This is a genomic window from Pantoea sp. ICBG 1758 (assembly GCF_002928325.1).
Classification (GTDB): domain Bacteria; phylum Pseudomonadota; class Gammaproteobacteria; order Enterobacterales; family Enterobacteriaceae; genus Pantoea; species Pantoea eucrina.
Genome location: NZ_POWL01000001.1, coordinates 1,416,154 through 1,439,786, shown reverse-complemented (window position 1 = coordinate 1,439,786; position 23,633 = coordinate 1,416,154). Strand labels below are relative to the sequence as shown.

Annotated in this window: 27 protein-coding genes and 3 pseudogenes; 11 read left to right on the top strand and 19 right to left on the bottom strand. The window is 55.6% G+C overall.

Translation table 11 applies throughout. The annotated features are described in order from the left end of the window. The first annotated feature begins 92 nt into the window (after positions 1-92). The 5 genes from C1Y41_RS07120 to C1Y41_RS07105 all read left to right on the top strand — a co-directional run bounded on the left by C1Y41_RS07120 (position 93) and on the right by C1Y41_RS07105 (position 2,421). Positions 93-569, top strand: coding sequence for a very short patch repair endonuclease (locus C1Y41_RS07120; protein ID WP_094111326.1), 477 nt, complete (start codon positions 93-95; stop codon positions 567-569). 70 nt (positions 570-639) lie between these two features. Next, positions 640-906, top strand: coding sequence for a hypothetical protein (locus C1Y41_RS07115; RefSeq protein WP_039385177.1), 267 nt, complete (start codon positions 640-642; stop codon positions 904-906). Positions 907-926: 20 nt separating this feature from the next. Further along, positions 927-1,838: a DUF808 domain-containing protein gene (locus C1Y41_RS07110; RefSeq protein ID WP_039385175.1), complete on the top strand. Its 912-nt coding sequence runs from the start codon at positions 927-929 to the stop codon at positions 1,836-1,838. A gap of 91 nt (positions 1,839-1,929) precedes the next feature. After that, positions 1,930-2,064, top strand: a complete 135-nt coding sequence (locus C1Y41_RS20340) for a hypothetical protein (protein WP_255402073.1) — start codon at positions 1,930-1,932, stop codon at positions 2,062-2,064. A gap of 177 nt (positions 2,065-2,241) precedes the next feature. Next, positions 2,242-2,421, top strand: a complete 180-nt coding sequence (locus tag C1Y41_RS07105) for a YodC family protein (RefSeq protein ID WP_039385173.1) — start codon at positions 2,242-2,244, stop codon at positions 2,419-2,421. Between the two features lie 35 nt (positions 2,422-2,456). Here the strand turns inward: C1Y41_RS07105 and C1Y41_RS07100 are convergent, their stop codons facing one another. The 3 genes from C1Y41_RS07100 to C1Y41_RS20035 form a co-directional block, all read right to left on the bottom strand. Beyond that, a complete protein-coding gene (locus C1Y41_RS07100; RefSeq protein ID WP_039385170.1) occupies positions 2,457-3,677 on the bottom strand; it encodes a glycosyl transferase in 1,221 nt (406 codons plus the stop codon). A 15-nt stretch (positions 3,678-3,692) separates the two neighbouring features. Further along, on the bottom strand, positions 3,693-4,493 hold the full coding sequence (locus C1Y41_RS07095; protein WP_094111327.1) for a mannosyl-3-phosphoglycerate phosphatase-related protein: 801 nt from the start codon (positions 4,491-4,493) through the stop codon (positions 3,693-3,695). Positions 4,494-4,845: 352 nt separating this feature from the next. Beyond that, positions 4,846-5,022 (bottom strand): hypothetical protein, encoded by a 177-nt coding sequence (locus tag C1Y41_RS20035; RefSeq protein WP_158086433.1) that lies wholly within the window; start codon positions 5,020-5,022, stop codon positions 4,846-4,848. A 310-nt stretch (positions 5,023-5,332) separates the two neighbouring features. On the opposite strand from C1Y41_RS20035, the gene C1Y41_RS07090 reads away from it, so the two are divergent. After that, the gene (locus C1Y41_RS07090) at positions 5,333-5,491 is read left to right on the top strand and encodes a YqaE/Pmp3 family membrane protein (protein WP_039385165.1); all 159 of its coding nucleotides are present in this window, start codon (positions 5,333-5,335) and stop codon (positions 5,489-5,491) included. A 65-nt stretch (positions 5,492-5,556) separates the two neighbouring features. Continuing rightward, positions 5,557-5,751: a protein DsrB gene (gene dsrB, locus C1Y41_RS07085; protein ID WP_039385162.1), complete on the top strand. Its 195-nt coding sequence runs from the start codon at positions 5,557-5,559 to the stop codon at positions 5,749-5,751. Positions 5,752-5,800: 49 nt separating this feature from the next. On the opposite strand, the gene C1Y41_RS07080 is transcribed toward dsrB, so the two are convergent. The 15 genes from C1Y41_RS07080 to fliF form a co-directional block, all read right to left on the bottom strand. Next, the gene (locus C1Y41_RS07080; RefSeq protein WP_104085143.1) at positions 5,801-7,507 is read right to left on the bottom strand and encodes a methyl-accepting chemotaxis protein; all 1,707 of its coding nucleotides are present in this window, start codon (positions 7,505-7,507) and stop codon (positions 5,801-5,803) included. 161 nt (positions 7,508-7,668) lie between these two features. Further along, positions 7,669-8,304, bottom strand: coding sequence for a transcriptional regulator RcsA (gene rcsA, locus C1Y41_RS07075; RefSeq protein ID WP_039385157.1), 636 nt, complete (start codon positions 8,302-8,304; stop codon positions 7,669-7,671). 628 nt (positions 8,305-8,932) lie between these two features. After that, positions 8,933-9,721: a flagellar biosynthetic protein FliR gene (gene fliR / locus C1Y41_RS07070; protein WP_071667960.1), complete on the bottom strand. Its 789-nt coding sequence runs from the start codon at positions 9,719-9,721 to the stop codon at positions 8,933-8,935. Further along, positions 9,721-9,990, bottom strand: coding sequence for a flagellar biosynthesis protein FliQ (gene fliQ / locus C1Y41_RS07065; protein WP_039385151.1), 270 nt, complete (start codon positions 9,988-9,990; stop codon positions 9,721-9,723). Before fliQ ends, fliR begins: the two co-directional genes overlap by 1 nt. A 34-nt stretch (positions 9,991-10,024) precedes the next feature. Continuing rightward, positions 10,025-10,759, bottom strand: coding sequence for a flagellar type III secretion system pore protein FliP (fliP, locus tag C1Y41_RS07060; protein ID WP_039385989.1), 735 nt, complete (start codon positions 10,757-10,759; stop codon positions 10,025-10,027). 2 nt (positions 10,760-10,761) lie between these two features. Next, positions 10,762-11,154, bottom strand: a complete 393-nt coding sequence (gene fliO / locus C1Y41_RS07055) for a flagellar biosynthetic protein FliO (protein WP_039385149.1) — start codon at positions 11,152-11,154, stop codon at positions 10,762-10,764. Between the two features lie 2 nt (positions 11,155-11,156). After that, positions 11,157-11,567 carry a flagellar motor switch protein FliN gene (gene fliN / locus C1Y41_RS07050; RefSeq protein ID WP_039385146.1) on the bottom strand — a complete coding sequence of 137 codons (411 nt, stop codon included), beginning with the start codon at positions 11,565-11,567 and terminating at the stop codon, positions 11,157-11,159. Further along, positions 11,560-12,567, bottom strand: coding sequence for a flagellar motor switch protein FliM (gene fliM, locus C1Y41_RS07045; RefSeq protein WP_039385143.1), 1,008 nt, complete (start codon positions 12,565-12,567; stop codon positions 11,560-11,562). The genes fliN and fliM overlap by 8 nt, the downstream gene beginning before the upstream one ends. A gap of 4 nt (positions 12,568-12,571) precedes the next feature. Beyond that, entirely contained in the window at positions 12,572-13,057 is a 486-nt protein-coding gene (gene fliL, locus C1Y41_RS07040) for a flagellar basal body-associated protein FliL (RefSeq protein ID WP_039385141.1), read from the bottom strand. A gap of 129 nt (positions 13,058-13,186) precedes the next feature. Further along, positions 13,187-14,461 (bottom strand): flagellar hook-length control protein FliK, encoded by a 1,275-nt coding sequence (locus C1Y41_RS07035; RefSeq protein ID WP_104085142.1) that lies wholly within the window; start codon positions 14,459-14,461, stop codon positions 13,187-13,189. Further along, positions 14,458-14,901 carry a flagellar export protein FliJ gene (fliJ, locus tag C1Y41_RS07030; protein ID WP_039385135.1) on the bottom strand — a complete coding sequence of 148 codons (444 nt, stop codon included), beginning with the start codon at positions 14,899-14,901 and terminating at the stop codon, positions 14,458-14,460. The genes C1Y41_RS07035 and fliJ overlap by 4 nt, the downstream gene beginning before the upstream one ends. Before the next feature lie 25 nt (positions 14,902-14,926). Further along, positions 14,927-16,282 (bottom strand): flagellar protein export ATPase FliI, encoded by a 1,356-nt coding sequence (gene fliI, locus C1Y41_RS07025; protein WP_039385131.1) that lies wholly within the window; start codon positions 16,280-16,282, stop codon positions 14,927-14,929. Beyond that, on the bottom strand, positions 16,282-16,986 hold the full coding sequence (gene fliH, locus C1Y41_RS07020; protein WP_039385128.1) for a flagellar assembly protein FliH: 705 nt from the start codon (positions 16,984-16,986) through the stop codon (positions 16,282-16,284). Before fliH ends, fliI begins: the two co-directional genes overlap by 1 nt. Then, on the bottom strand, positions 16,979-17,971 hold the full coding sequence (fliG, locus tag C1Y41_RS07015) for a flagellar motor switch protein FliG (RefSeq protein WP_104085141.1): 993 nt from the start codon (positions 17,969-17,971) through the stop codon (positions 16,979-16,981). Before fliG ends, fliH begins: the two co-directional genes overlap by 8 nt. Further along, complete coding sequence (gene fliF / locus C1Y41_RS07010) at positions 17,968-19,680, bottom strand: flagellar basal-body MS-ring/collar protein FliF (RefSeq protein WP_104085140.1); 1,713 nt, start codon at positions 19,678-19,680, stop codon at positions 17,968-17,970. Before fliF ends, fliG begins: the two co-directional genes overlap by 4 nt. Before the next feature lie 337 nt (positions 19,681-20,017). Here fliF and fliE point away from each other — a divergent pair, with 337 nt between their 5' ends. Continuing rightward, entirely contained in the window at positions 20,018-20,329 is a 312-nt protein-coding gene (gene fliE / locus C1Y41_RS07005; RefSeq protein WP_039385118.1) for a flagellar hook-basal body complex protein FliE, read from the top strand. Between the two features lie 136 nt (positions 20,330-20,465). Here the strand turns inward: fliE and C1Y41_RS07000 are convergent. After that, a pseudogene (locus C1Y41_RS07000) lies at positions 20,466-20,609 on the bottom strand (integrase); the annotation flags it as partial. Between the two features lie 7 nt (positions 20,610-20,616). Between C1Y41_RS07000 and C1Y41_RS06995 the strand changes: the two are divergent. The 3 genes and pseudogenes from C1Y41_RS06995 to C1Y41_RS19885 all read left to right on the top strand — a co-directional run. Next, positions 20,617-21,633: pseudogene (locus tag C1Y41_RS06995) on the top strand (hypothetical protein); the annotation flags it as partial. A gap of 337 nt (positions 21,634-21,970) precedes the next feature. After that, positions 21,971-22,401, top strand: a pseudogene (locus tag C1Y41_RS20185) (phage tailspike protein); the annotation flags it as partial. Positions 22,402-22,672: 271 nt separating this feature from the next. Next, the gene (locus tag C1Y41_RS19885; RefSeq protein ID WP_146065231.1) at positions 22,673-23,143 is read left to right on the top strand and encodes a hypothetical protein; all 471 of its coding nucleotides are present in this window, start codon (positions 22,673-22,675) and stop codon (positions 23,141-23,143) included. Positions 23,144-23,633: the final 490 nt, after the last annotated feature.

Here is a 23,633-nt window from a genome sequence, read left to right as displayed (position 1 = left end):
GCTGCGCGCCGTGCCGCACTCTTTTACGCCGCCGCTTTCGCTTTTGCCGTAAAACGCTAAAGTTGAATAGGCCCGCAGGAAAAGGAAACGGCATGGCTGACGTTCACTCACAAGAGATCCGCAGTAAAAATATGCGCGCGATCCGCAATCAGGATACGGCGATTGAACAGCGCGTGGCCGCGATATTGAAAGATCGCGGCTTCAGCTTTCGCGTGCAGGATAAAGCGCTGCCGGGGCGGCCCGATTTCGTGCTGCCTGAGCAGCAGGCCATTATCTTTGTGCACGGCTGTTTCTGGCATCGTCATCACTGCTATCTGTTTAAAATGCCCGCCACGCGCACCAGTTTCTGGAACGGCAAAATCAACAGTAACGTTGAGCGTGACCGGCGCTATGTGCAGCAGCTGCAGGAGACCGGCTGGAAGGTTCTGATCGTCTGGGAGTGCGCGCTGCGCGGTAAGCTGCGGCTGGATGACAATCAGCTGATTGAGCGCCTTGAGGAGTGGCTGCTGGCCGCCGGGCAGAGCGCGGAGCTGGATCACCAGGGATTGCATCATTACCAACCACTCTAGCCGGCGATGATTGCTTTTCGCGGCAATAACCGTTTAGATCACGTTTTTCTCTGGGACGCGGAGCACTACCATGAGCAGTATTAAACTGACGGTCAGGCGGCTCTATCAGCTGCGTGACGAGCGGCTGGTGGCGACACAGGCCACGGCACGCATCTGGCTCGACGATCGGCTGATTGCCACAGAGGAGATCAGCGGCATGACCGAAAGTCCGGTGAGTAAATATCTGCACGCAGCGGATACGCAGGGAAAAACGTTACGCGTTGAATGGGACTGTGAGGGCATCGCCGACATGTCGGTGACGTGGGTTGAGCGCTGCCCCTGTTGTCAGGAACACTAACCGGAATAAGGATTACCATTTTGGCAGGAACCAGTTTACTTACGCTTCTGGATGATATTGCAACGCTGCTGGATGACATTTCAGTCATGGGCAAGGTTGCGGCAAAAAAAACCGCTGGCGTGCTGGGCGACGATTTGTCGCTTAATGCGCAGCAGGTCACGGGCGTCAAAGCCAATCGCGAATTGCCGGTGGTCTGGGGCGTTGCGAAAGGCTCATTTCTGAATAAGCTGATCCTGGTGCCGCTGGCGCTGGTGATTTCGGCGTTTGCTCCCTGGCTTATCACGCCGTTGCTGATGCTGGGGGGCGCCTACCTCTGCTATGAAGGGGTGGAAAAGGTGTTACACAGCCTGCAGCACGATAAAGAGGAAAAGAGCCCGGAAGCGCGTCAGCAGCGGCTCGACAGCCTGGCACAGCAGGATCCGCGCGCGTATGAAAAGAGCAAGGTCAAAGGTGCGGTACGCACTGACTTTATTCTTTCAGCGGAGATCGTGGCGATTACGCTGGGCATCGTGTCAGAGGCGCCGCTGCTTAATCAGGTGCTGATCCTCGCCGGTATCGCCATTCTGGTGACCATCGGTGTCTATGGCATTGTGGCGATGATTGTGAAAATCGATGACCTCGGCTACTGGCTGCGGGAAAAGTCCTCTTCACTGGCGCAGGCGGTGGGCGGTTTTCTGCTGGCGATGGCGCCGTGGCTGATGAAAATTCTTACCGTCGTCGGCACGCTGGCGATGTTTCTGGTGGGCGGCGGCATTATTGTGCATGGTATCACGCCGCTGCATCACGCTATCAGCGAATACAGCAGCGGCTTTAACGGTCTGGTTTCCGGCCTGCTGAGTAACGGGGCCAATCTGGTGCTTGGGTTTATTGTCGGCGCGATTGTGCTGCTGGTGGTTAACCTGATCGCTAAAGTTCGCGGTAAGTCGGCATAACAGGCCAGCGCGGCGAGCGGCGCACAAGCCGCTTACCGCTTATCTCTGGCAATGCGATATAACGCGCGGCACACTAATTTTCAGGAGAGTGATGATGAACGACGATATGTTTGAATTTGATATCGATGCCCAGCTGGAACAGGCTGAAGCGAAAGCGGCGGAAAAAGCAAGCGAAGTGCCGGCTGAACTCAGTGATGATGCTGAGTGCGAAGGCTGCAAAATCTGACGGTCGCAGCTAAAAATTTCAAAGCCGGTAATAAACATTACCGGCTTTGTTTATAAACCAGATTTTGCACTGCTTATTCCTCTTTTATCACACTAATAACATTATCCTATAGGCAAATTGTCTGTCCGGCTGCTATACCTTTAAGCGTTCAATCAACGGTAAAAGGGAGGGCGCGGTATGACCTTTGCAGTGAGTGATGAAGTTCAGCACAAACAGGGCGGACCCACGATGGTGGTAACCGGCTATGCCAGCGGAATGGTTGAGTGTCGTTGGTATGATGGCTATAGCGTGCGCCGTGAGGCATTCCATAGTGATGAACTGAGTCACATGACTACGGAATCCCGGCTCGCCAGCTGAATCTGATCGGGACGGTTTCGCCGTCCCGTATCCCGTTACACTTTTCCCTCGTTATCTTCTTCCACCGCCTGATAAATCCGCTGCAGAATATCCGGAAACGCCGACTGAACGCGACTCCAGCTCGGAATAAAGGGCTTATCGTTGGGGCGTTCAATAAACGACTGACCGGCGTCGAGAATGGCCTGGGTAAACATCTCCACCGCCGCTTCCTCTTTGTGCTGATCGAACGACAGGCCGTTCATGGTTGCTTCATGCCGGTAGATCTCCATCATATCCAGCGCGTTACGGTAATAAGTCGCCTTCAGCACGCGAAACGAATCGCTGGTCAGCGGCACGCCCATGGTCGCCAGCTTGCGCAGCAGCGACTGGACAATATCGCTGCTCATGCGCTTCAGCCCCCCGGTACCATCCTCTTCGGCCAGCGGCTGATGCTTGTGGTCATAGTGATCGGCGATCTCGACCTGACAGCTCTGTCGGGTCGTATAGTTGCGATAGATCTCAGACAGCACGCCGATCTCCAGCCCCCAGTCGCCAGGGATCTTAATGCCGTTAAGCACATGGGTGCGCATGGCAAACTCGCCGGAGAGGGGATAGCGAAAGCTGCTGAGGTAGTCGAGATATTCGGAGTGGCCATACACCTGCTGCAGCGAACGCAGCATCGGTCCGACCAGCAGACGGCCGACGCGGCCATTGAGCTTGCCATCCGCGACGCGCGCATAAAACCCTTTGCAAAACTCATACTGAAACGCCGGGTTGGCCAGCGGATAGAGCAGACGCGCCAGCATGCCGCGCTCATAGGTCACAATGTCGCAGTCGTGCAGCGCCACGCACTGGGTGCGATCGGACGCCAGGGTGTAACCGGTACAGAACCAGACGTTGCGTCCTTTGCCCGGCTGGCTGGGTGAGAGACCCTCTTTATCCAGCTCTGCATCAATCGCTTTCAGGCGCGGCCCGTCATTCCACAGAATGCGGTGCCGCTGGGGCAGGCGTGAGAAGAAGTCGCGGGCAAACAGAAACTGATCGCGATCGGCGCGATCGAGACCAATCACAATCTCTTCCAGATAGGGCACCTGCGCCAGTTCATTAACAATATTATCCAGCGCCGGGCCCTCCAGTTCGGAGAACAGCGAGGGCAGGATCAGGCCCATCTTGCGCCGGCGGGCAAACTGCACCATCTCTTTTTCCAGCGACTCCACGCGGCGATGGGTGAGGTTATGGAAATTCGTAATCACGCCATTCTGATAAAAATCACTCATCGTCTCATCCTCTGATTACGGCTTATGGGGGGCCAGAAAGTGTTCTATGCCTTCGCTCCAGCCTTCCGGTCCGGTTTGCGCTGTGCGATAGATATGGTCGCTATCGGTACGGCTGAGTGTAACCGGCGACTTGCTGAAACCTTTGATAATGACCGCGTAGTCCGCCTGCTCCAGCATCGGGATATCATTGGGGCCGTCACCCAGACCCAGCGTTATCCGGCTTACGCCATCCTGCTGCATCAGCTGCTGCTGCAGCTGCGTCAGCGCGATACCTTTGCCGCAGTTTTCCGGCATCACGTGCCAGAAGCGTCCGCCCTGCGTCAGCGCAAGCTGATGCCGGGCCAGCGCGGCGCGAAATGCCTCCAGCTTATCGCTCTCGTCGCGCCACAAAATCACCTCCGAGGCGTCACGCAGGCGGCTTAGCCGGGCGTCACTCAGCGCCAGACCGGTAAAGCTCGCCACGTCGCTGTCACTGAGATCGTGAAAGCCGGTAAAGCGAAATTCCGTTTTCAGCGCGGCCAGCGTGTCGCACAGCGCCAGATAGTCAGCGCCTGGCTCATCATTAACCGTAACGTCGTCGCCAAAGCTGATGCGGGCACCATTTTCAGCGATAAACGGCGCTCCGCCTAAACCCAGGCGCTTCTGCAGCGGGATAATCTCTGCAGCGGTTTTACTGGAGCAGAGCACTACCGGGATCTGGCGTGCGGCAAAATAGTCCAGCCACGGGCGGGCAGCTTCCCAGTTGTAATCGTGGTGATCCAGCAGCGAGCCGTCCAGGTCGGTTACCACCAGCAGGGGGGAATCGGGATCAATCATCGTCATACTCCTTACACCACAGAGGTGAGTAAAGCAGAGAGTAATCAGTATAATAGCGTTATGATGATTGCACGTTTTTCCGGCGTACCGAACGCGACAACCAGGAATAATCTTAAAAGGCAGCGCGACGCTGGCTGCCGGTGCATGAAGCGTGCAGGGTAAAGCGCAGGCGGTACGGCTCTCTGGCCGGTTTAACGCCAGAAGATATGCATATTTCTGCACTTTATATGCACAAATGCCGGTTGCCTTCATACACAGTGAGCGTAATCTGAAACGGCATTACCGTTTCCTGGTGTAACGAATCCATTGATAAATTTAACCCGGCCTGAGCCGGGTTTTTTTTAAATCACTCTCAGCGATTCGCTTCGCAAAAGCTGCAATCGTGAATATCCACTTCGCACTGTTCAGAAAGGCAGCGCGCCTGATCCACGGTTTTACCCGATGAATCAAACCACTCCGGGTCGCGCTCTTTTTCCTGTTCCGGATTGCCTGCCGGAAGGGAGCGAGGGCGGGTTTCTTCTGCACGCATACGGGGACTCCGTAAAGCCAGGGTGAGTCTTGAGTATAGTGCGGCACGCGCATACGCGCGCAGCGCGACAGGCAAAAAAAAAGCCCGCGCTGCGCGGGCAAAAATCCTTGTTACTTTTAGGTTGGCTGCTTCTTTGGGGTTGATGCAGCGAAATGATGATAGGCGTTTTCTCCGTCAGGGTTCTCGCTGCAAAACGTTAAGAGAGTGAAAAAGCGGCTTTTGACAGTTCTTTACCTGACGTCGCTCCTGTTTTTACCAGAAGCAGCTATGCTTAACGCTGTTTGATTATTATTGATAACAAGGAGTTAGTATGGATTTGCTGCGCATTATTATCGCTATTTTGCTGCCACCGCTGGGCGTATTCATGCAGGTAGGTTTTGGCGGAGCGTTCTGGCTGAACATTCTGCTGACGCTGTGTGGCTATATTCCCGGCATCGTCCACGCTGTCTGGGTTATCGCCCGTCGCTGATCGCGATCACTATTTCGCCGCCTGTTTACGGTACACTGGCGCAAAACAGTCGCTGAGAGGTCGCAATGCAGGCAGGTGAACGCGTAACGGTGAAAACAGACGGCGGCCCGCGCCGCGCAGGTAAACTGCTGGCGGTGGAGCCGTTTAACGAAGGGACCATGTATCTGGTGGCGCTGGAGGATTATCCGCTGGGCATCTGGTTTTTTAACGAAAGCGACCACGCCGAAGGCGTATTTGTTGAGCCTGAAAGCACCGGCTGAGCAAACCAAACCGCGCGCCCCGTCTGACGATTCAGCGGGGCGCGTGCTGTCAGAAGGTCTCCCAGTTATCGCTGCCTGATACCGCCAGTGCCGGACGCACCGTGCGCTGAGCCGCTGGCGCCGCGTTGACCGGCGCCGTAACTTTCGTTGTGGCGTAAGCGCTGTCGCTGAGGCGGAATGCCGCCACCGCCTGCGTCAGTTTACCCGCCTGATCTTCCAGCGAGGCCGCTGCAGAAGAGGCTTCTTCAACCAGCGAGGCGTTTTGCTGCGTCACGTTATCCATCTCCGTCACCGCCAGGCTGACCTGCTGGATACCGCGGCTCTGCTCATCTGAGGCTGCGGCGATCTCTGCCATAATATCGGTAACGCGCCGTACGGCTTCAACGATGTCACTCATGGTGGTTCCCGCTTCGCCCACCTGATGCGATCCGTCACCAATCAGCGCGACCGACTCGGCAATCAGCGTTTCGATCTCTTTCGCCGCCTGAGCGCTGCGCTGTGCCAGGCTGCGTACTTCGCTGGCGACAACGGCGAAACCGCGGCCCTGTTCTCCCGCCCGGGCAGCTTCTACCGCAGCGTTCAGCGCCAGAATATTTGTCTGAAAAGCGATGCTGTTAATCACGTTGGTGATTTCAGCAATTTTTTTCGAGCTGCCGGAGATGTTGTTCATGGTTTTCACTACGCCGTTGACCAGATCGCCACCATTGCGCGCTTTGTCAGAGGCGTCAGCCGCCAGCTGACTGGCGTGATGGGCATTTTCCGCATTCTGCTTCACCGTCGCGGTGAGCTGCTCCATACTGGCCGCGGTCTGTTCCAGTGCTGATGCCTGCTGCTCGGTGCGGGAAGAGAGGTCGGTGTTCCCGGCGGAGATTTCGCTGGTTCCCTGATAAATAGCCTCCGCCCCTTCGCGCACGCTGCCCACGGTGCGTACCAGCGCCGCCTGCATCAGCTGCAGATTATGCAACAGCATGCCGATTTCGTTACGCCCGCACGGCACATCGGCGGCGGTCAAATCACCCCGGGCAATTCGCTCAATGCGGACGACCGACTGGCGCAGAGGATTAATAATGATCCGCCGCAGAAAAATAAAGGTCAGCCCGACCAGCACTAATGCAGCCGCAAACGCCGCTGCCATGGCGATAAAGCCGAGGCGCGCCTGGTGCGCTGCCCCGGCGTTAATCGCCTCGGCCCGCTCGGTACGGATTTTAATGGCCTTCAGCAGCAGCGCGTTATAGGCGTCATCCAGTTTACGGGTGACATCGGTCTCCTGTGCCACAATGCCTTCGAAGCTACCCTGACGCGCTGACTCAATCATCGGCTTCACGCCTTTATCGATATATTGATTGAAGCTGGCGGTCAGCGGCGCATCCAGGGCCAGATCGGCGGGCGTTTTAACATCGCGCGCCATATAAAGCGTAAATCCTTCACGCGCCTGTTTAATGCGCGTTTCTGTCCGCGCCAGATCGGCGCGATAGCTATCCATCTCGCCAATACGCGTTGCCGCGCCCGCCTGCAGTATATTAAGGCGGGCAGTGCGCAGATGGTTAGAGCTGTTGGAAATGCCCATGCGCACCTGAATCTCTTCGGTGGCATCGTTCAGCGAATTATTACTCTGAATGAGAAAATAGCTGGCGAGACCAATACACAGGGCAAAAAGCAGCAGGATGCCGCCGAATATCACGCTGAATAGCGGCATCAGGCGCAGGTTTTGCCAGAGGCTGAGCTTATTATCTACATCGATCGATGCTGTTTTCATTTCCTTGCTCTCATAGTGGTAAGGGTTCTGAAAGCAAACATCGGCAGGGCAGGGGAAAGGCTTAGGTGAGAATATGGGATCGCGATCGCAAAAGCGTTAAAAAACAACAGGGCTGGTCATCAGACCAGCCCTGTGGCAGCATAAATTATGTAGCAGACAGCTTATCGCACGTTAACATAAATGCCGGAGGTTACATTATCTGTCAGACGTACTACATGATAGATAACCTGTTTATTATGCGTTTTGATTTTACGCTTAATATTGCCTTTATGTGACGAAACGGTTTTAGCCTTAATCTGCATTTTGTCTGAAATCTGAATGGTGTCATGGCCTGACATCCACATTTTCAGCATATTTGATTCGGTCTGGCTCAGCGTCAGTGGATGAATATCCATCCCGGCGGAAATACGCGGTGACGCATTGAGTTTCTTTTGCAGGTAAGTACCCAGCAGTGAATCGAGTGTCGATGTCTTGATCGATTTTGATGTAATAATCAGGTTCTTACGAACGTAGAGATATTCCTCAAAATGGATATTTGAGATCGCCATAAAGATAAAGAAAAGAGTATCCGGGTGCTGTGTGATAATAGCACGAATGCGATCGCTGGAATCGGCTTCGTGAATAAAGCAATCTTCGTTAATAAATACTACGCCAGGTTTTAATTGCTCGCATTTTTGTTGTAGCTGTTCGATATCCGTGGCTGCAGTAATGTTTTTCTTTTTAACTCCTTTTGCCGACATATAGTCCGACAGTCCCAGGCGTGTGTAGTTACATGAATCCATAATAATCGTTGGCATTATAGCGACCCTCACCAATTTGTTATCCGTTTAAATCAACGATGAATACGCGTTTGCGGTACGAGAGAAATTTTCAAAGACACTTTTTTATTCTGCTTTGCAGTCTGGCAAATTATATCCCTGCGCCATCATGACTCTTCCCTGACCCGTTCTGCGAAGTTTTTTGTGTTCCATCCACGTCATTCTTTCCCCGGCGATAGCGGGAATCACCAGGAATTTGCTTTAAGTATACCTTCCGCCCTGTTTTTGAGAGCTGTGTCACTATCGCGCATGTTACAGGCAATTCTGATAGGACAAATCTTAAAAACATTTGTTTCGCGAAAGTGTGACGCTTCAGCGAGTGTTGACAATGCCGGAAAAAGGGAAATTAGACAAGAAAAATCGCTTTTAAATTTTTTTTGTTTAAAAACATACCCTTGAGCATTTTGCCAACCGATTCGTCAGGGAAACCACCTTAAGAATCGTCTGACTAAAATACTCCACGGACCGTTTAATAAGAATGTTTTTCACGATAAATATCGATTTATCAGATTTTCCTCAGTTGATTTCTGAAAAAAATGGTTTGAAAAGTATACGGAATGATTTTGACTGCTTAACTATCACTTCAGAATGGTAACAGTATCGTTAACTAACGTGCAGGGGAAAGTTCTGAGACAAATCGGGCGAGTAAATCAAAGACTTCGCTGAACAGATGTTCGCAGAATGGGGCAAGAAGCGGCATCAGCATACCCATAGAGAGGATACCGACCGTTAAGGTCACAGGAAAGCCGATAGCGAAAACCGACAGTTGAGGTGAAACACGGTTTAACAAACCCAGTGCCAGGTTTAGCGTGAGGAGCAAAATGATTAAGGGCAGCGCTAACATCATGCCATTAAGGAAAATTAGCCCGGCACCTTTGACCAGTCCCATAAAGGCATCAGCACTCAGCGGCTCTGCACTGACGGGCAAGGTCTGAAAACTGTCTGCCAGCAGTGAGATCAGCCACAGATGTCCGTTAAAGGTCAGAAACAGCAGCATCGCCAGCATATCGAGAAAACGCGCCAGCAGCGGCATGTTAACCCGCGTGTTCGGGTCCAGCAGCGTAGCGAAAGATAATCCCATCTGTAAACCAATGATTTCACCCGCCAGCTTTACGGCTGAAAACGCCAGTTGCATGGTCAGACCGATACCGGCACCAATCAGCAGCTGCTGGATCAGCATCCAGAAACCGGCAGGTGAGAACAGGGTAACGTCGACCGGTGGCAACAGCGGCAGCAAAATCCAGGTGATCACAAACGCAAGCGCCACCTTTACCCGCTTGGGTATATTGCGCTCGTTCAGCACCGGCGCGCTGGCAAACAGCGCCAACAGGCGCGCCATCGGCCAGAAAAACTGCGCCACCCAGTGGATAAGCTGACTGCTGTCGAGGGTAACCATCAGCCAATGATATAAGGCAGGTTGCTGAACAGAGTGCGAATGTAATCCAGCATCAGATTCAGCATCCACGGTCCTGCGATTACGCCGGTAGCCGCCACCGCCAGAATCTTGGGAATAAAAGAGAGCGTCTGTTCGTTAATCTGCGTTGCCGCCTGCAGAATACTGATGATAAGCCCGCTTACCATCGCGACCAGCAGTAGCGGAGCCGCCATCATCAGCGCGACGCGCATCGCCTCCTGGCCCATTACCATTACCGATTCCGGGGTCATACTGTGCTCCTGTCAGGGAAAGATTAATGAAGGGTCAGGAATAAAAGCTTTGGGCCAGCGACCCCACCAGCAGCTGCCAGCCGTCGACCAGCACAAACAGCATCAGCTTAAACGGCAGCGCAATCGTCGCCGGCGGTACCATCATCATACCTAATGCCATCAGTACACTGGCGACCACCAGGTCGATAATCAGAAAAGGGATAAAGACCGTAAAGCCAATCTGGAATGCGGTTTTCAGCTCGCTGGTCACGTACGCCGGCAGCAGAATACGCATCGGTACCGCTTCCGGGCCGTCGATAGGCGCGGTATTGGCCAGGCGGGCAAACAGGGCCAGATCGGCTTCGCGCGTCTGGCGCAGCATAAACTCACGCAGCGGCTGGGCACCTTTATCCAGCGCCACTTCCATACTGATTTTGTCCTGACTGAAGGGCAGGTAGGCATCCGCGTAGATTTTATCGAACGTGGGCGCCATGATGAAAAAGGTCAGGAACAGTGCCAGGCCGAGCATCACCTGATTAGGCGGGGCCGAAGGGGTACCCAGCGCGTTACGCAGCAGGCCAAATACAATAATGATGCGTGTAAAGCTGGTCATCATCAGCAGTACGGCCGGGATAAAGGTCAGCGAGGTGATAAACACCAGCGTCTGTACCGGCAGCGACCAGCTCTGCCCGCCATTAGCCAGCGGCTGGCTGACCAGACCAGGCAACTGCGCGTGCGCAGCCGGTGCCAGCAGCATCAGCAGCGGCAGCAGAGAGAGTAATCGACGCATCATTAAGGTTTTCCGGGACGTTTAACCAGGTTGTGGAGGATCTGACGAAAATCCTGCGGTACAGGCTGAGCCTGCGGGTGTTCTTCAGGCGGCAGCGGCGGCAGCGAGTGCAGATGGGTGATCTGCTGCGCTGTTACCCCCAGCACCAGGCGCGCATCGGCGGTTTCAACGATCACCACCCGCTCCTGACGCCCGACCTGTACGCTGGCGCTGACTTTCAGCGCCTGTGCATTAACCGTTTTTGGCGCAAAGCCCATGCGCTTCGCCAGCCAGCCGCAGGCCAGAATCAGCAGAACAATCACCGCCAGCATAGTGCCGACCTGACTCACTACGGAGCCGGTGGAGACCACCGGCTGCGCGTGCGCTGGCTGCAGGGTTTGTGCGCTGTTTTGCATGATCAGCGGCTCAGACGACGCATGCGTTCAGAAGGGGTAATGATATCGGTGATACGCACGCCATATTTATCATTCACGACCACGACTTCACCCTGCGCAATCAGATAGCCGTTGATCAGAATATCCAGCGGTTCACCGGCGAGACCATCCAGCGACACCACAGAACCCTGCGTCAGACGCAGCAGCTCTTTGATCGTCATTTTGGTACGGCCCAGTTCAACGGTGAGTTTGACCGGGATATCCATGATCAGATCGATATCCTGCATGGCACCGCTGGCGCCAGCACTCTCAAACGCTTTAAACACGTTTTCACTGGCGGCCGGTGCGCTGCCGCTGCTGGTCTGCTCGTTCATTGCTTCAGCCCACAGATCGTCCGCGGAGATATCGTCGGACGGGTTTTTGCTGTCACTCATTGGGCTGTTCCTCATTCAGCGAATTCAAAATCGGGTTAATCAGATGTTCAACGCGCAGCGCATACTGGCCATTCAGCATGCCGTACTGGCTGGTCAGCACCGGAACGCCATCCACATGGGCAATGATGCGATCCGGCTTTTCAATTGGCAGTACATCGCCGGGTTTAAGCTGCAAAATGCGCGACAGGCGCATTGAGGTTTCGGCAAAATGTGCAATCAGCTCCAGCTCAGAGTGCTGCACCTGCTTCACCAGATTGTCGCGCCAGTGCGTATCCTCCTGGCGGGAGTTCTCCAGCGGTGGATTGACCAGCAGCTCGCGCAGCGGCTCAATCATGGAAAACGGAATACAGATGTTAAACTCACCGACCAGGTTGCCAATCTCCACCTGAAAAGGGGTGTTAACGACAATATCGTTAGGTGAGGTGGTGATGTTGGTAAACTTCACCTGCATCTCTGAACGGACATACTCCACTTCCAGCGGGTAGATCGCTTTCCACGCGTCGCTGTAGCCATCCAGCGCCAGCTTCAGCATGCGGCGGATCACGCGCTGTTCAGTATGGGTAAACTCGCGCCCCTCAACTTTGGTCGGAAAGCGCCCGTCGCCACCAAACAGGTTATCCACGGCGATAAACACCAGGCTTGGCGAGAACACGACCAGCGCCGTGCCGCGCAGCGGCTGCAGATGGATCAGGTTCAGGTTGGTTGGCACCGGCAGATTGCGGGCAAACTCGTGGTAGGGCTGAATTTTTATCGCCCCTACGCTGATATCCGGGCTGCGGCGCAGCAGGTTAAACAGCGCCATACGAAAATGGCGCGCAAAACGTTCATTGATGATCTCCAGCGCCTGCAGCCGCTCACGTACCACACGACGCTGGGTATTGGGGTCGTAAGGGCGAATGTCGCCATCGCTCCCGGTGGAAATTTTCTCTACTTCCGCGCTGTCACTGTCGCCGTTAAGCAGCGCGTCAATTTCAGCCTGGGAGAGAATGCTATCGCCCATTAAATCACCTCAAAATGAAGGCGGTAAACAGCACATCACTGACCACCTGTGCAGGTTGTCCGGTTACCAGCGGCGGCGCCATCACCTGTTTAATCTGTCCGACCAGGGCCTGTTTGCCCTGTTCGGTTGCCAGCTGCGCCGCGTTCTGACGCGACAGCAGCAGCAGCAGACGGCTGCGCACTTCCGGCAGGTAATCGTTCAACCGGCGACGGGTATCCTCATCCGGCAGACGCAGGGTAAAGCCTACGTACAGCACGCGATCGGGATCGTTGTCAGGATTGACCAGGTTAACCGTAAACGTATCCATTGCAAAAAAGACGGGGGCGGGCGGTGGCTCAACTTTCGCGGCTTCCGGTTTGTCACCCTCGTGTTTATTCATCATTCGCCAGACTGCATAGCCTGCTACGCTGCAAGCGGCCAGCGTTACAATCAGTAACACCGGAATCAGTAATGAACGTTTGCGGCCTTTTGCTTTCGCGTTATCAGACATGTTTGCAGTACTTCCTGTGAATTATGGGCAAGCCTCTCGGCTTGCCTGAACAGATTATCCCGCGTCTTAAGTCAAACAATGGGAAGAAAAGACGCGGGTTTTACGCTTACCTTCAGCGTTTAGCTGCTGTCAGGCAAAAATATCGACGCCACCGCTGCCGGCGGCGCGCGCCTGCAGGGCCGCCGGAACGGCCAGAGGCGTTATCTCACTGTCACTCTCCAGCGCCTGAGTAAAGCGGCCATACTGACCATCGCGCTGATTCTCCTGTTGTCCGGCGTGCTGCTGCTGGCTCTGGGCAAATGCGTCGCTGCTCACCTGGCTCTGGCCCAGGTTGATGCCGCTCTCCGCCAGGGCACTGCGCAGCTGCGGCAGGGCAGCTTCCAGCGCCGCCCTGACATGGCTGTGGCCTGAGACCAGCGTCAGCTGCGCCTGGTCCTTATCCATGGTGAGGCTGATCTGCAGCGCGCCTAAATCCTCCGGATGCAGCCGCAGTTCAGCGTTCTGCTGCCCGTTGCGGCTGAACATCACAATCTGCTGCCCCAGCGCCTGCTGCCACTCCTGACTGCCAAGCTGCGCATTCAGCATCGGCGTTGACGGGGTGCCCTGCAGGCTGGCGCTGGCGGTATTAACCGGCGCGCTGCTGCTGAACATAGCGCTGAGATGGGCTGCTGGCTGTTCCTGCCCGGCTGACAGCGCCTGCCGCTCATCGCTTTTACTGAGTCCCCCCAGCATCTGCCGGAAACTCTCATCCAGCGTCAGTGCAGCGCTGCTGGCGGGCGCCGTGCTGCCGTGGCTGCCGGCGGCCAGGCCATCAGCGCGCGTGGTAAGCGCTGACGTATCCTGACTGCGGATGTGTGGTGTCGCCGTCTCCGCCTGCTCAGTAGCCGGTTCGGTGCCCGTCAGCAGCGCACCGCTCAGCGCCGCGTTCAGCGGCGTGCCTGCGGCTGCATCAGTTGCTGCCTGTGGCGGCGTGCCCGAAGCCAGCAGCGGCCGGTTTTCCACCATCGCCGGTAGCATGGCAAACAGTGCCTGCACATTCTGTAAGTCGCTGGCGCTTAACGGCGTTACGGCATGTTCATCACTATCATCGGCGGATTTAAGCCCGGCTTTAGATCCCGCCGGCTGGAAAAGTGCATTTAAAGCGTCTGGTTTGTCCAGTGCCTGCAGCAGGTTACTCAGTGACGCTTTATCGTCATTACCGGCAACGTCGCCTGCGTCACGGGTTTCACCCGGCTGCAGTTTTCCCTGCTGTTTAGCCAGCGCCAGCAGCTGATTTCCCAGCTCGGTGATAAAGTGGGACGGCAGGCCGTCACCCATTGCCTGGCTCTCTGGCGCTGCATCAGTTGCGGCAGCTGTTTTAGCGACTTTTGCAGTATGCGTAAGCAGGGCTTGCAGCGTAGTCATTCGCTTTTCCTCAGTGCGGCCCGTTGGGCAAATTCATCCATTCGTTTCTGATCGAGACGGTTTTCCTGACGCAATGCACTCTCCTCAGCGCGGGTAATCAGCATCTGATAGGCATTGAGTTTCTTGTGCTTTTCCCGCCAGCTGCCCAGCGCCTGTTCAGTACGCTGATCCCACTGGCTCAGCTGCTGGCGATGCTGGTCAATCGCTTTTTCCAGCGTCTGGATAAACTGGTGATAGTTACTCCAGCGCATGCTGGTAATACCGCCGGACATATCCTGATTGAGCTTGTTGCGATACTCATCCAGATAGTCCAGCAGCATGCTGAGCTGCTCATTGGCCTGCTGCTGGCCGCGCCGCATGTTGCCCAGATGGAGCACAGCGTCATCCAGATCCTGTTCGGCCAGGTCGCGCAGGGTGTCAATTGCACTGGCGGTTTTCATCGGCTAGCCTCGTCTGATAACCACGTTAACCAAACAGCGTCTGCAGGTGCAGGCAGGCGTCATCGTATTCACTGCGTTCAAAAATTCCCTGATGCAGAAACGCTTCCATCTGCGGATAGAGCGTAATGGCCCGATCCAGCATCGGATCGCTGCCGGCGGCATAGGCGCCGACGCTCACCAGATCGCGGTTACGCTGATAGCTTGACAGCAGCTGCTTAAACTGCCGCACCCGGGCGTAATGCGTTTCATCAATCAGCGACGTCATTACGCGACTGATTGACGCTTCGATATCGATTGCCGGGTAGTGGCCCGCTTCCGCCAGCCGGCGCGACAGAACGATGTGTCCGTCCAGAATGGCGCGCGCGGAGTCAGCGATCGGATCCTGCTGGTCGTCACCTTCGGTCAGCACGGTATAAAACGCCGTGATTGAACCGCCGCCGTCGATGCCGTTACCCGCCCGTTCCACCAGCGCCGGCAGCTTGGCGAATACGGAAGGGGGATAGCCTTTGGTTGCCGGTGGCTCACCAATGGCCAGCGCAATTTCACGCTGCGCCATCGCATAGCGCGTCAGCGAGTCCATGATCAGCAGCACGTGCTGACCGCGATCGCGGAAATCTTCCGCAATGCGCGTGGCGTAGGCGGCACCCTGCATGCGCAGCAGCGGAGAGACATCGGCCGGCGCGGCGATCACCACCGAGCGGGCGCGGCCTTCGGCACCCAGAATGTTTTCGATAAACTCTTTAACTTCGCGGCCGCGCTCGCCAATCAGGCCAACCACAATGACATCGGCTTTGGTATAGCGCGCCATCATGCCGAGCAGCACCGATTTGCCCACGCCGGAACCGGCAAACAGGCCCATACGCTGACCGCGTCCCACCGTCAGCAGGGCGTTAATGGCACGCACCCCGGTGTCGAGCACGTCATGAATAGGCGTGCGCTGCAGCGGGTTAAAGTGCGGGGTGATCAGCGGTGCGCGATAGCCGGTTTCCGGTGCGGGCAGTCCATCCAGCGGCTTGCCGCTGCCGTCCAGCACGCGACCCAGCAGCTCCGGTCCCAGCAGCAGCTGTTTGCCGCTGTGATCGCCGTTCATTCGCGCATAGACGCGAGCGCCGGGTAAAATGCCGTCAACTTCTTCCAGCGGCATCAGAAACAGCTTTTGTCCGTTAAAACCCACCACTTCACTCTCTACTTCAGTGATATGGCCATTATCATGGCGTTCGATAATGCAGGTTGCGCCCAGCGGCAGCTGCAGCCCGGTCGCTTCCAGCACCAGGCCGGTGGCCCGCGTCAGGCGCCCATAGCGCCGTACGGACTGCACCTGGCTGATACGCTGTTCAAAAGAGTCGAGTGCGCCAAGCCAGCGCGACAGGCGAGACGTCATCAGAGTGCTCCCGGTGCCGCCAGGCGGCACAGCTCCTGCCAGCGGGTGGCCACGCTGGCGTCGAGATCGCCATCCTCAGCGCTGAGCTTGCAGCCGCCGGGGTGCAGCGTGCTGTCAGCCAGCAGCCGCCAGCCATGCAGATCCAGCGTGGGGCCGAGCGTCTGCTCCACGCGCTGCAGATCGTCCGGATGCACGCGCAGCTGCGGTTTGCCGCTGAACATCGGCTCCTGCTGGATCAGCTGCTGGATTTGCCGCAGCAGGGCGCTGCCATCCACCTGCGTCGCCTGACCGATAACGGTACGGGCGGCCTCCAGCGCCAGCTGCATCAGCCGTGAGGCGATGACGCTATCCAGCGCTTCCAGCGTATGGTGAAACTCCGTCACCAGCTGCTGCATGCGCGCCTGCAGCGGTGCCTGCTGCTGCTGTGCGTCAGCCAGACCCTGCTGAAAGCCGGCGTCGTAGCCATTCTGCTGCGCCTCCGCAAATCCTTTCTGATAGCCTTCGCTGTAGCCCTGCGTCTGCGCATCTTTGCGCATCTGCTGCTGCATCCGCTCCAGCTGTTGCCGCTGCTCATCCTCTTCGCTGAACGCCACGGCGTCAGCGTCATGTTCTGCAGGCGGCAGATCGGGCACGCTGCTCAGCGGCGCAGCCAGATCGTCAGGCAGCCAGCGCTGCCACGGACGGGCAGAAAATGCATCAGACATAGGTTTCCTCGCCGCCACCGATGACCATTTCGCCCGCTTCTGCCAGACGGCGCACTACCAGCAGAATCGCTTTCTGTTCGTTCTCTACCGCAGACATACGTACCGGACCGCGGTTGGCCAGGTCGTCGCGCAGAATATCGGCTGCACGCGCAGACATGTTCTTGAGGAACTTCTCGCGCAGCGGCTGCTCGGAACCTTTCAGCGCAATCAGCAGCTGCTCGGACTCCACTTCCTGCAGCAGACGCTGGATGCTGCGGTCGTCCACTTCCACCAGGTTCTCGAACAGGAACATCTCGTCGATGATTTTCTGCGCCAGCTCGCCGTCGAAGTCGCGTACGGCTTCGATGACCGCCTCTTCCTGCTGCGTTTTCATCAGGTTGATAATCTCGGCCGCGGTTCTCACGCCGCCCATCTTCGCGCGCTTGAGGTTGGTGCCATCCAGCAGGCTGTTCAGCACTTCGGTCAGCTCCGCCAGCGCCGCTGGCTGAACGCCGCCAAAGGTGGCGATACGCAGCATCACATCGTGACGCAGGCGTTCATCAAACAGCGCCAGAATATCGGCCGCCTGACCACGCTTCAGGTGCACCAGGATAGTGGCGATAATCTGCGGATGTTCGTCGCGGATAAGATCGGCGGCCGCCTGCGGCTCCATAAAGTTGAGCGTCTCCATACCGCTGGTGGTTTCGCGCGTTTCCAGAATATCTTCCAGCAGGCTGGAGGCACGCTCCTCGCCCAGCGCTTTGACCAGTACCGAGCGCAGGTAATCGTTGGAGTTCAGGCTCAGCGCCGCAAACTGCTCAGCGTCGGCCTCGAATTCGCGCAGGACTTCCGTCAGCTGCTTGTGCGATATCTGCTTCATGTTGGCCATCGCCGCGCTGAGGTGCTGCACTTCGCGCTGGTTCAGGTGTTTGAACACTTCAGCTGCGCGCTCTTCGCCGATAGTCATCATCAGGATGGCGCTTTTTTCTGTACCGGTCAGACTCATAGTTCGTTACTCATCCATTCACGGATAACCAGCGCCACGACGCGCGGATCGTTTTCAGACATATCGCGGATGCGCTGGCTCATCACTTCGGCACTCATGCGGTTAGAAGACTTCCGCTCCTGATCCAGCTCATCTTTATTAATCTGCACGCTGTAAGCGGCTTGCTCTTCCTGCGCAGCGGCGCGGGCGGCAACGGCTTCTGCAGCGGCCTGTTCCGCTTCGCGTTTGCGCAGCAGCTGCGGACGCACCAGCTTGCGGTAGAGGATAAAGGCGACCAGCGCCACCAGCAGCCAGCGACCGGCATTCATCAGCTGATCGAAGAACGACTGCTGCTGCCAGAACGGCAGATCGCCACCCGCAGGCTCGGTGGTATTGAAGACCGAGTTCACCACATTGATGCTGTCGCCGCGCGTCTGTGAATAGCCCATCGCTTCGCGGGTTAAATCTTCAATCTGTTTGATCTGCTGATCGTTCAGCGCGACCGCTTTGCCTTTACCGTCATCGCGGTAGTTCACGACCACGGCGACCGACAGACGCTGCACGTCGCCAACGTTGAGTTTGGTGTGGCGGATTGAGCGATCGAGCTCATAGTTCACCGTATCATTACGGCTGGAGCTGCTCGGGCCACTGCTCTGGCCAGCGGTGCTGGTAGTGGTACCGGCATTCTGCGCCGCATTGTTCTGGGCATTAGCCGCATTCTGCTGCGGTGGATTCGTCACCGGTGCGTTGTTAGCGGGCGCCGGCTGATTAGAGAGCGCACCAGGCACGCCACCCGGATAGGCGCTGCCGTTCTGATCGCTGGTGCTGGTCTGACGCGAGCGCACCGCCGAGTTGTTCGGATTGGCGTTTGGCTGATACTTCTCATCCGTCTGTTCGCTGCGGTCGAAGTTAATCTGCGCGGTAACCTGTGCATGGACGTTACCCTGGCCAACAATCGGGTTCAGGATCGCTTCAATACGCTGCTGATAACGCGCTTCAACTTCAGCGGCATATTTCAGCTGGGCGTCGTTGAGATCGCGTCCTTCGCTGTCGGAGCGGGTCAGCAGACGACCGGTCTGATCGACCACGGTGACGTTGCCTGGCGGCAGGCCCGCCACGCTGCTGGAGACCATATGCTGAATCGCCTGGATCTGACCTTCATCCAGTGCCCGGCCTGGCTGCAGCGTCAGCGTCACTGAAGCCGACGGCGCTTTCTGTTCGCGGACGAAGAGGGTAGGTTTCGGCATCGCCAGATGCACGCGTACGCCCTTGACCGGACCCAGCGTTTCGATAGTGCGTGCCAGCTCACCTTCCAGCGCACGCTGGTAGTTGATCTGCTCGCTGAACTGGCTGATACCGAACTTCTCTTTATCCATCAGCTCAAAGCCTACCGAGCCGCCTTTCGGCAGACCCTGCTGCGCGAGGCGCAGGCGCAGTTCATGCACTTTATCGGCCGGCACCATCAGGGCACCGCCGTTTTCGGCGAACTGGTAAGGGATGTTCATCTGCGTCAGCTGGGTGACAATGGCGCCACCATCTTCATCAGAGAGGTTGTTATAGAGCACGCGGTAGTCGGGCGCTTTGGCCCAGAGCACCAGCGCCAGCACGACCGCAATGGCTGCGGCCGCGGCGATGATTAAGGGAATTCGCGGATTAGCGCGCAGGCGGGCGAAAAGGTCTGACATGCCTTTCTTTGCTGATTCCTGTGTAGCGGCTGCACTCGCATTCATGACCGATTCCTGCCTGACATAATTGACCGGGTAAGTTGTGGTAACAAAACAGACTCCCTGATACGTCTACCCGGTATTTGCGCTGCTGGCCTGCAGAGTGCCGGCGGTAGCTGACGGAGTGAGTTCCCCGCACGGGCGTTCCCCTTCGGACCGCGGCGCAAAAACTTTAGGGTAAAAATGAAATTCCAATCTTATGGCAGGCATTATTGATGAATTGCGTCACTTCGATGGCTGAATAAGCCGGGGTTTTAGGGGCTATTTAGCGCCTTTGTCCTATTGACACTGTGCTAACTTTGCAGTCGAAAAAAAATCTTCCTTTTCTCTGCGAGGTATAAAGATGTCAATTCAGGCTATAGATGGCGTACTGCAGCAGCTGCAGATGACCTCACTGCAGGCGGCCGGCAAGGATACTCACTCCTCCAGCCAGCTCGATTTTGGTGCCACCATGAAAGCGGCACTCGATAAGATCAGCGAAACCCAGACCACCGCCCGCGCGCAGGCGCAGGATTTTGAACTCGGTAAACCTGGCGTGCAGCTCAACGACGTTATGGTCGATCTGCAGAAGTCTTCTATCTCTATGCAGATGGGCATCCAGGTGCGTAACAAGCTGGTGAGTGCGTACAGCGATATTATGAATATGCAGGTTTAGCGATGTAAGCGGCTGAATATAAGTATAAATACTACACTGCAGCCTTAGCGGAGCACGTATGCAGCACAAGATCGTTTATTTACGTGTTGACGAGGGATAGCTGATCCGTATTGTCCTCTGACATCCAGGTACCCTAAACCCGGCAGACCATCTGCGCATCTGAATGGCCCATTTGCGCGGTAACGTCATTTGGGTTTGCGCCTGCAGACAATGCCCAGCATGCGAAGGTGTGCCTGGACTGATATGCTTTACGGTGGCGAAGGCCTGTGCGCTTAAGCGCACCGTTAACACCCGGAGTAGTGCAGGATGTTCACCAGGTAGCGTTTAATGAGATCGCATCCAGATTCAATAACAGCCTGGATGAACTTGGCGCCGCAGCCGGCAATGCATCCGAGAAAAGTGCGGCAATCAAGAACCGGGTCGTCAGCCATCTGGACGAAATGCGCACCGCTGAAAGGTCGGCATGGGACGATGCCACATCCACCATGCCAAACGTTAAGGCAAAGATGCCTAACGGCAACGCTGCGATTCAGGGAGAGCGTTCTGCCGGCGTGCCACCAGCCCAGAGATGAAGCAGTTCCTGCAGGCCAACAATCAGGACGGCGTGACGTTCGATGGGATGAAAGCGTGGCGGGCGAAGTTTGCTGATGCTGAGCAGAAGTATATTGCCTCGCGGGGAAAGGGTTCTGACTATATCCTCAATGCTGCAGGATGCGATATCGCACGGCGTAAGGGTCGGAAAGTGAGATGTGGCCGGGATTAATCACATTGCCAGCATACTGACGCCGCAGAACGTCAATGCAATTGAACGGTACTCGCCAGAGCTTGGGCGCATAGCAAAAACTTACGGCACTCTGGCTCACGCCGCTGTCAGGCCGCAGCAGTATGTGGAGCGCACCGGCAGAACAGCAAACGTCCTGAAAGACCTCGACTCAGGAATATCCGGTGTAACGCAGACCGTTCTGAACGCGGCGGCAAACTCAACTGCGGGCGCGGTTGTAGGCGGCGCCGGGGGGGATTGTCGGCGCAATGACAAGAGCGGTGGCCGGTGCTGGCCTCAAGGGGGCGGTGGCGAAGATATCATCCACAAGAAGCGGCCGTATGCGATTGAAAAGGCGAGTAATGAGGCGATCAAGGCGGCAAGGTCTGGCTATGGTCAGGCAGCAAGAGATGCTGCAGAACGCCGTTTTCTTGCAGGCAGGAAAGCGGTTGCTGCAATCAGAGACGCTGTAGGTATAGAGGACTTCAACCGCCTGATGGCTGCCGGAATAGTGGCAGCCTTAAGTGGGGAAAGGTCGGACTAACTGGCATCGGCGGCGATATCAGGACTTCTTATAACTCTTAACCAGTTTGAGAATTTCGCTCCAGGCAATGATGCATATTATCGCTGCGCATAGAAACACTATTCCCCTTATATCACCATCGGTTCCATCGCTCGTGAAATGGCCAAGCAGAAGCATCATCGCACAAAAGATTACTGCTTTGATTACTGAGATGAGATTGTCTTTCATAAATGTCTCCAGTTTGTGCCAACTATCAATTGAGCCTTATTAAATGCCTATGATGGACAGATGAGTCCTGAGTAGAAAACAAATTCAGCCTCGGCAAATGCCGGGGCTTTTTTATGCCCGGAGTAAACCAATGGCAGATGTTACTGCAAATATTGTTGTCTCGATGCCCTCACAGCTATTCACAGCATCGCGATCCTTTAAAGCGCTGGCAAACGGGCGCATCTACGTTGGCAAGGTTGATACTGACCCGTCAATCCCTTCAAATCAGGTGCAGGTGTATATTGATGACGAGAGCGGCGGATTGCATAGCCTATTGTCATTAATGCCGCCGGCTTCCCTGTATATAACGGACAAGTTGCGAAAATCGTTACTGTTCAGGGTCACAGCATGGCTGTATATGATGCTTACGGCAGCCTTGAGCACTATTTTCCTGACGTGCTGAAGTATGAGCCAGATCAGTTCTCACGCACCCTTGCTGCGCCAGGCGGCCTGCAGTTTATCGGCGCATCTCCGTCCGGCAATCTGTCGCAGGTGATTAATTACGTCACCCCTGAACAGTTCGGCGCTATCGGGGATGGCACGCCACATCCTCTATCAGAGCGATACAATAGCCTTGCAGCTGCACAGGTTGTTTACCCTCATGCTACTTCACTAACTCAGACAATTGACTGGGCGGCATGCCAGGCCGCAGAAAACTATGCTCGCGGTAAGGGGATGGTTAAAGCACCTCGGTCGGCTATTTCATTTTGGCTCAAATTACCTGGAGCTAAGCATTAATAGTAAATGGGACAGTGGCTATCCGATAAGCAATGATGCTGGCCAGTGCCCGCGTATGATGAGAAATATAGATTCAACAGTACCGGAATTTGGTCAATATTGCATTGTGCGCGTTAAGAATTCCAGCGCAGCGGGTAGTGCCGATAAGTTCGTTCGTGGCGTGGTCTTTAAAGGATTCTGCCTCACTTACGGCCTGCCAAGCCGTGCGGCTTCAAAGAATTCTCAGCGTATAGGGTTACACCTGAACTATGGAATTGGAGCATGCTTGAAAGTTGCGATAAAAGAAGCCGAGTATGGTGTTTTTGGCTACTCATGCTGGGGCTCAACAGGCGAGCTTGTTTTGGATTCCTGTCACAAAGGTTTCTATGCTGACCCTGTAACTGCGACGCCTGAAAATAAATCACCTCCACCAAATTCTAATAGCAGTTTTGATTTCAGAGTCCGCATCGATGCATGCCCTTTCGGTATCGTTGTGCGTAACTGCCAGTACTCGAAGCTTACCGGCTTTGTTGAGGGGGCGCTATGACTCAACAAACGAAACAGCAGTCGCTGTAACTGCTATAGGTTGTGTAGCCTGTGAGTTCTTCCTCGGAATAGAGGCGTGGCAGGGCGTTCATGCTTACGTTAATGCCGGTAACGTGAAAATAACTGATCACTGGAATCAGGGATATAACATCCTAAGCACAACGGGGCGACAATCAGCCTATTACTCGATTGCAAGCCTGATGGGGGTTTCGGACCCATATCCGACTCCAACTGGCGGAAACAGTCATTAATTTGTACGTAATGCGGGTTCATTATCTGTCTGCGGCCTTAACTGTGACTTCTCAAACACAACAGCCTATGACAGTGTTTATTTTTGTAGCCCTGATGCGACGTCAAGGATAACATTTGATAACTGCTCTGTTTACTTTGGTTCGAATGGATCAAGAATTTCGCCTTCAAACTGGGCTAGCATTGATGCTAATGGCGGGCGCTATATCGCTGATATTCTTTCTCCGAGTGGGTACGAATAC

Bases quoted from the DNA above. Each gene is read 5' to 3' on its own strand.
- C1Y41_RS07120 (WP_094111326.1), top strand. From the start codon at position 93: ATGGCTGACGTTCACTCACAAGAGATCCGCAGTAAAAATATGCGCGCG.
- C1Y41_RS07115 (WP_039385177.1), top strand. From the start codon at position 640: ATGAGCAGTATTAAACTGACGGTCAGGCGGCTCTATCAGCTGCGTGAC.
- C1Y41_RS20340 (WP_255402073.1), top strand. From the start codon at position 1,930: ATGATGAACGACGATATGTTTGAATTTGATATCGATGCCCAGCTGGAA.
- C1Y41_RS07105 (WP_039385173.1), top strand. From the start codon at position 2,242: ATGACCTTTGCAGTGAGTGATGAAGTTCAGCACAAACAGGGCGGACCC.
- C1Y41_RS07100 (WP_039385170.1), bottom strand. From the start codon at position 3,677: ATGAGTGATTTTTATCAGAATGGCGTGATTACGAATTTCCATAACCTC.
- C1Y41_RS07095 (WP_094111327.1), bottom strand. From the start codon at position 4,493: ATGATTGATCCCGATTCCCCCCTGCTGGTGGTAACCGACCTGGACGGC.
- C1Y41_RS20035 (WP_158086433.1), bottom strand. From the start codon at position 5,022: ATGCGTGCAGAAGAAACCCGCCCTCGCTCCCTTCCGGCAGGCAATCCG.
- C1Y41_RS07090 (WP_039385165.1), top strand. From the start codon at position 5,333: ATGGATTTGCTGCGCATTATTATCGCTATTTTGCTGCCACCGCTGGGC.
- dsrB (WP_039385162.1), top strand. From the start codon at position 5,557: ATGCAGGCAGGTGAACGCGTAACGGTGAAAACAGACGGCGGCCCGCGC.
- C1Y41_RS07080 (WP_104085143.1), bottom strand. From the start codon at position 7,507: ATGAAAACAGCATCGATCGATGTAGATAATAAGCTCAGCCTCTGGCAA.
- rcsA (WP_039385157.1), bottom strand. From the start codon at position 8,304: ATGCCAACGATTATTATGGATTCATGTAACTACACACGCCTGGGACTG.
- fliR (WP_071667960.1), bottom strand. From the start codon at position 9,721: ATGGTTACCCTCGACAGCAGTCAGCTTATCCACTGGGTGGCGCAGTTT.
- fliQ (WP_039385151.1), bottom strand. From the start codon at position 9,990: ATGACCCCGGAATCGGTAATGGTAATGGGCCAGGAGGCGATGCGCGTC.
- fliP (WP_039385989.1), bottom strand. From the start codon at position 10,759: ATGCGTCGATTACTCTCTCTGCTGCCGCTGCTGATGCTGCTGGCACCG.
- fliO (WP_039385149.1), bottom strand. From the start codon at position 11,154: ATGCAAAACAGCGCACAAACCCTGCAGCCAGCGCACGCGCAGCCGGTG.
- fliN (WP_039385146.1), bottom strand. From the start codon at position 11,567: ATGAGTGACAGCAAAAACCCGTCCGACGATATCTCCGCGGACGATCTG.
- fliM (WP_039385143.1), bottom strand. From the start codon at position 12,567: ATGGGCGATAGCATTCTCTCCCAGGCTGAAATTGACGCGCTGCTTAAC.
- fliL (WP_039385141.1), bottom strand. From the start codon at position 13,057: ATGTCTGATAACGCGAAAGCAAAAGGCCGCAAACGTTCATTACTGATT.
- C1Y41_RS07035 (WP_104085142.1), bottom strand. From the start codon at position 14,461: ATGACTACGCTGCAAGCCCTGCTTACGCATACTGCAAAAGTCGCTAAA.
- fliJ (WP_039385135.1), bottom strand. From the start codon at position 14,901: ATGAAAACCGCCAGTGCAATTGACACCCTGCGCGACCTGGCCGAACAG.
- fliI (WP_039385131.1), bottom strand. From the start codon at position 16,282: ATGACGTCTCGCCTGTCGCGCTGGCTTGGCGCACTCGACTCTTTTGAA.
- fliH (WP_039385128.1), bottom strand. From the start codon at position 16,986: ATGTCTGATGCATTTTCTGCCCGTCCGTGGCAGCGCTGGCTGCCTGAC.
- fliG (WP_104085141.1), bottom strand. From the start codon at position 17,971: ATGAGTCTGACCGGTACAGAAAAAAGCGCCATCCTGATGATGACTATC.
- fliF (WP_104085140.1), bottom strand. From the start codon at position 19,680: ATGAATGCGAGTGCAGCCGCTACACAGGAATCAGCAAAGAAAGGCATG.
- fliE (WP_039385118.1), top strand. From the start codon at position 20,018: ATGTCAATTCAGGCTATAGATGGCGTACTGCAGCAGCTGCAGATGACC.
- C1Y41_RS19885 (WP_146065231.1), top strand. From the start codon at position 22,673: ATGATGAGAAATATAGATTCAACAGTACCGGAATTTGGTCAATATTGC.